Annotated in this window: 3 protein-coding genes; all 3 read right to left on the reverse strand. The window is 48.2% G+C overall.

Annotated elements, in window-relative coordinates; genetic code table 11:
- Positions 1 to 360: 360 nt before the first annotated feature.
- Positions 361 to 1,239, reverse strand: coding sequence for a bifunctional 5,10-methylenetetrahydrofolate dehydrogenase/5,10-methenyltetrahydrofolate cyclohydrolase (locus ACYVD4_RS07505; RefSeq protein WP_460944010.1), 879 nt, complete (start codon positions 1,237 to 1,239; stop codon positions 361 to 363).
- Positions 1,240 to 1,610: 371 nt separating this feature from the next.
- A complete protein-coding gene (locus tag ACYVD4_RS07510; RefSeq protein ID WP_460944012.1) occupies positions 1,611 to 2,963 on the reverse strand; it encodes a PKD domain-containing protein in 1,353 nt (450 codons plus the stop codon).
- A gap of 11 nt (positions 2,964 to 2,974) precedes the next feature.
- On the reverse strand, positions 2,975 to 6,000 hold a 3,026-nt coding region (locus tag ACYVD4_RS07515), incomplete at its 5' end, for a T9SS type A sorting domain-containing protein (RefSeq protein WP_460944014.1).

Consider the following 6,000-nt stretch of genomic DNA (forward strand, 5'->3'; position numbering starts at 1 on the left):
AGGATTGATACTATAGAGTGAAATAGATCTCTCGTTATTCATTCTACAGTATCAATTTAATTAAAAGCAGCCCTGAATTCCAACTGGGAGCGACCCCAAACCAATGCCGCTACTAGCGCCGGTGATAATGATTACTTTACCTGAAATACTGTCGGCCACTCAATTTTACATTGTTTTTAGCAATGCAAAATTGAGTGGCCGACAAAAAATAAACGTATCCGAACTGAGGTAAGCTGTATCCGTATCGAGGGAGTAGGGTATAATTGATACCAAACGAAAGCCGGGTGTTTTGATGACAAAATACTGCCATAAAACACCCGGCTTCCTGCAGGCGAAGCACCTGACAAACTATCTATACGACTAGAACACTTCGCCACGCGCGGCTTTCAGTGTATTTTGCATCAGCGAACAGATCGTCATCAGGCCAACGCCACCCGGAACCGGTGTAATAAAGCTGGTTTTAGGGGCTACTTCGTCAAATTTCACGTCGCCCTTGAGTGAGAAACCACTTTTCTTGCTGGCATCAGGAACACGTTCCAGACCAACATCGATCACAACGGCACCTTCTTTAACCATATCGGCGGTTACAAATTCGGGTTTGCCCAGTGCTGCCACCAGAATATCGGCGGTCTTACAGATTTCAGCCAGATTTTTTGTCCGGCTGTGCGTAAGCGTAACGGTGCAATTGCCCGGATAGGTATTACGTTGCATCAGAATCGACATAGGTAACCCTACAATCTGGCTTCGCCCAACCACTACACAGTGTTTGCCTGACGTTTCGATACCGTAGCGTTTAATCATTTCCAGTACGCCCTGTGGAGTAGCTGATACGTAGGCAGGAAGTCCTTTGGCCATACGCCCAATATTGATTGGATGGAATCCGTCTACGTCTTTAGCTGGACTAATGGTTTCCATCACCCGGTCGGGGTTGATATGATCGGGGAGGGGAAGCTGTACGATGAGGCCATCCATATCGGGGTTTTCGTTTACCTCACGTACTTTATTCAACAATTCGTCTTCAGTAACAGAAGGGTCGAAACGAATTAACGTAGAGTGCATACCGACCTCTTCGCAGTTTTTCATTTTCGATGCTACGTAGGTTTCGGACGCTCCGTTCGTGCCAACCAGAATGGCGACCAGATGCGGAATTTTACCACCCTGTTCACGTATCTGTGTAACCTCGGCCGCTATTTCCAGTTTGATTTGGGAAGAAAGAAGTTTACCGTCAAGAAGTTGCATACAAATAAATTGGATTGACAATCAAAGGTGTTGTCGCGGATATAAATACGGCAAATAGATGGTAAAAGCGAGTTTACTAGGTATCGCCGTGCCTGCGTTTCCGCAATTTTGTTGCGAAAGTACCACCTTGTAATAGATATAGCGAACTTTCTACGTACAGTTCCGGCAGATATGTGAAGTTTTAATATAGAAGTCGATTGGTTATAGGTTAGTTTTCAGAGGTTTAGTGGAAAATTTGCCACGGGTACAGTTAGCCGACTTTTGAATCTGTATTCATGATTTAAAACAAAAAGCGCTAAGGGGTATAGCATTTTACGCTATGATACGTAGTAAAATGCTATACCCCTTAGCGCTTTTTGTTTCCTGACAGTCTAGCGGGATTCTTTCATTACTTTAATGGTGCAGAGAATATACGATGACTCGCCAGCACCGACGAAACGGGTGATTTGAATAATTCCTTTACGTCCATTCTGGGTTTGAAACAGGATTAGACGTGGCACTTTCTTGTCCGAAAATCCAACGGTTTCACCCTGCTCCGGAATAGTCAGCGTTTTCAGTAAGGAATCGTCATTAATCTGAGCAAACTGCGCGTCGGTCACCGTAGAGCAGGTCTGGCAGTTTTCTATTACGTTCACGAAACGAACTGCCTGTGCACCGGGAATATTATCGAAGATCAGGCTTCCGGCATCCGCAGGCGAGACGAATCGGTTATACGTGAACGACGGATTCAGACCGAAAAAGACAACATCGATAGCAGCACCTTCTTTCGCCGTTAATACGTCGCTGGATTTAAAGACTTTGTTCTGTGAGGTCGACAGGAAGCAACCTACATCTTTCTGTGCCGAATTGATTCCCAGTTTTACGTCAGTCAGTACGTAGAGGTTACGGTTGGGTTTTACCACAATCGTTCGAGTTACCGACTGATTTGTTTTTGAATTGCTGGCGTCAAGTTTAATCGTATACGTACCTTCTTTCTGGAACGTAATGGACGTTTCCTTGCCGGTAGGAGTTGCTACGTTGCCGCCCTCTGCTGACCAGGTGTATGACACACCGCCAACGGTCTGATTTTGAGTAGTCAACGTCAGCGGGGCTTCCTCATCATAATCTTCGGGTGCTAACTGGTAATTGAATGCCGGAGCCAGCGCTTTATCAATAACAATAGTGGTGTCTTTCTGCTGAGAGAATGTACCATAGAACAATTTGAGTGATACTTTATGCGGACCGGGCGTTGCAAATACCACACTTGGATTAGCCTCGGTCGACGTAGCAGGTGTTCCACCTTCAAACGTCCATTCCAGTCGGTCTCCCCCAGTCGATAGGTTTTTCATTTTCAACGTAGCGGGCGGATAGAGATTATCGACAACCTCCACCTGAAACACGGGCGCCAGTTTTTCACCAATCTTAACCGTTAGCTCCTTTGTGGCCTGTTCGCCATCTACATTAGACGCAACCAGTTTAATTGTATACGTACCGCTGGTGGTGTATTTGATCGTAGCGGGCGTTTTCTCGGCCGACGTAGCGGGTGTTGCTCCCTGAAAGGTCCACTGATACGTATCGGCTCCCGTTGAGAGGTTTGTAATCTCCAGTGATGCGGGAGGGGTAAAATTATCATTCACCGCTTTCACCGAAAAATCAGTTTTAACGGGCACACTTACCTCCCGATAGCAGGCAATACTGGCGAAACTGGCCAGGCCCAGAAGCCATAAGCCTATAATTGATTTCATAATATCAGAATCTAGCGGGTAACGAGAATGCGTTTAGTAAGTTGCTGGGTGCTTGTGGCAATCTGAACAATGTAAGTGCCTGTAGATAAGCCGGGAAGATCGACCAACTGCTCATAACTCGACTGTCCGGTAAGTTGGATTGTATGGATAAACTGACCGGATCGGATATCAACAACCGATAGGCTGGCCGTGGTAAGTATGCCAAAATCTACCTGAACCCGGAACTGCCCGGACGTGGGATTCGGATACACAACCATAAGGGTAGCCGTTGGTTCTTCAACGGTAGCCGCCCGACGACCTCCCGATGGTTTGATCGTGATTGTCTTGTAAACTTCGGCTTCACACGTGCCGTTGGAGCCTCGAAGGCCCACTCTATACGCGCCAGCCTGTGAGCAAATAAATATCAGACGTGTAGCCGTTTTGCTAATCACGCGAGCCGAAGCCGGTACCAGCCACTCGAATTGAGGGCCACCTGAACTGACATTGACAACCACAATCGTATCGTTGACAAACCCTTGACTGGCAATAAGAAACAGTAATTGGGAATTCATGGGAGCACTACGTACCGTAAACGCGTTCTGAGCCGAACAGCCTACACTATCGGTAACCGTAACAACGTATTGACCAGCCTGCGAGATGGTTTGTTGCGGATTATCGGACGTAGTACCAGCAGGCAATGTCCATTTGTAGGTGTTCGTACCGGGCTGGGTGGCATCGAATTGCAGCGTTTGACCTTCGCAGATCGTGCGGTCAGACGATACAGTCAACGTTTTAGAAGCAGGCTTGATGAGTTCAATTGCCGGAGCCGCTACCTGACAACCGTTGGCATCCCGCACAGTCAACGTATAGGAGCCTCCGCAAAGGTTTGCCAGCGACGTACCAGACTGGCCAGTATTCCAGCTAAACGTATACGGTGCTACGCCCCCTTTTGCCGATGTCTGAATAAGTCCGTCGCACTTAGTATCACAGGTTGGGTTCTGCTTTTTGAGAACTGATACGTCCAGTTGCGTTGGTTCCTGAATCCGAACCGACACTTCAGCCGAACAACCATTCTGATCGCTGACAATGGCCAGATACCGCCCCGATTTCAGGCTACTGAGCGAAGCCCCTGATGCGCCATTGCTCCAGTCGACCCGGTAAGGCGAGGTACCACCCTGCATTTGAACGGCGGCAGTGCCTTTCTGGTCGTTATAACACAAATTATTGGTAACCCCCGACGTACTGGCAATCAACTTGGCTGGTTCGGTAATTTGCAAATCAGTTTGCTGGGTGATGTCGTTTTTATCGGTTACGATACAGCGGTAATTCCCGGCGGGTAAGCTTTGAATAGTTGAACCAACAATGTTGAGTGTCGAATACGTACCGCCAACTTGCTGTAGCCATTTAAAACTATACTTATCTGTTGTACTCATCGGTACACCACCTTCAGCCGTTGCCTGAATTTGTGCATCTTTCCGTCCGAAACAGGAAACTGGCTGGGCTGTTTTCAGAACAAGGGTTAGCTTAGGAGGCTGGGTGAGTTTTTGGGTAAGTGTGGCCATACAACCTTCTTTCTGCGTCGCCAGACTATAGTTAGCATCCTGAATGGTGATGGTATACGTTTCGTCGCCAAGTTGCGTCAGTTCGTTGGCGGCTCCACTGTTTGTCGATTGCCCTGCGCCGATGGTAGTTCCAGTTCCATTTTTCCAGCTGGTTTGGTATTGAGGTGTACCTCCTGCAATGGCAACGCTGATCGAACCATCTGTCAGTCCAAACCCGCGTGGGTCTGTCACTTTGACAAGAGTTACGGCTACTGCCTGCTTCGGTTGTTCGATCAGAGCCGTTTGCGCCGTTGTCTGACAGGCATTGGCGTCAGTAACAATTAGTTGGTAAGAAGCTGGGAGCAGACCTGTTACTACGTGTTGCCCACCACCGGAGAAGGCGGTTGTGTTGCCATTCGAAAGAACCTGATAGCTGCCTACACCACCCGTTGCCGAGAGAGTAATTTTGCCATCGCTACCACCAAAACACTTTACGTTCTCTTTTTCGAGGGTAAACAAAAGCTGCGTAGGCTGCTTTACTTCGACAGTGCCTGGCTGTTGACAATTGTTACTATCGGTCACACTTACCTGATAATTACCGACCGTCAGGCTGGTAATAGCAGCCGTAGTGGCCCCGGTATTCCAGCTATATTTGTAGTTTCCTACGCTGCCGCTTGCCAAAACCGTAGCTGTGCCGGTATTGCCGCCAAAGCATTTAACGGCGGTACTGCTCAGGGCAAGCATTAGTTGGGTAGGTTGGGCAATGTCGACACTGGCGGTTCTCACACAACTATTGGCATCAGTAACAGCAATCTGATACGTTCCCGCTTTAATGCTGGATATATCCGGCGTTGTCGCACCTGTACTCCAGCGATACGTATAGTTGCCTACACCGCCGGTAGCTGTAACCGAAGCAACACCGTCGCTACTGTTGAAACATTTAGCGGCTGTATTTTTGGTGGTGAGAACAATAGCGACGGGCTGTGTAACCTCAGTACTGGCGGTTTTGGTACATCCGTTGGCATCTGAAACATCGACCGAATACGTACCGGCAGTAATATTATTTGCAATGGCGTTAGTAGCTCCGTTACTCCAGCGATACGTATAGTTGCCTACACCGCCGGTAGCTGTAACCGAAGCAACACCGTCGGGACTCTGAAAACATTTGGCGGCTGTACTGCTGATGCCAAGAATAACAATAGTTGGCTGATCGACCTGAATACTAGCCGTTTGCTGACAACTGTTACCATCGGCGATAGTCAGTTGATACGTTCCTGTTATCAGCCCAGTCAACGTGGGCGACGTAGCACCTGTGCTCCAGCTATACGTGTAATTGCCCACTCCACCCGTTGGGATAGGTGTCACTTTACCATCATTCCCACCAAAACATTTGACATCGTCTTTTTGTAACGATAGCAACACACGGGTGGGTTGTGTAACATCAACAGACCGGGTTTGCTGACAGCCATTGGCATCGGTCACCTGCACCGAATAATTACCCGCCGTGAGGCTATTGA

The organism is Spirosoma daeguense, assembly GCF_054776875.1.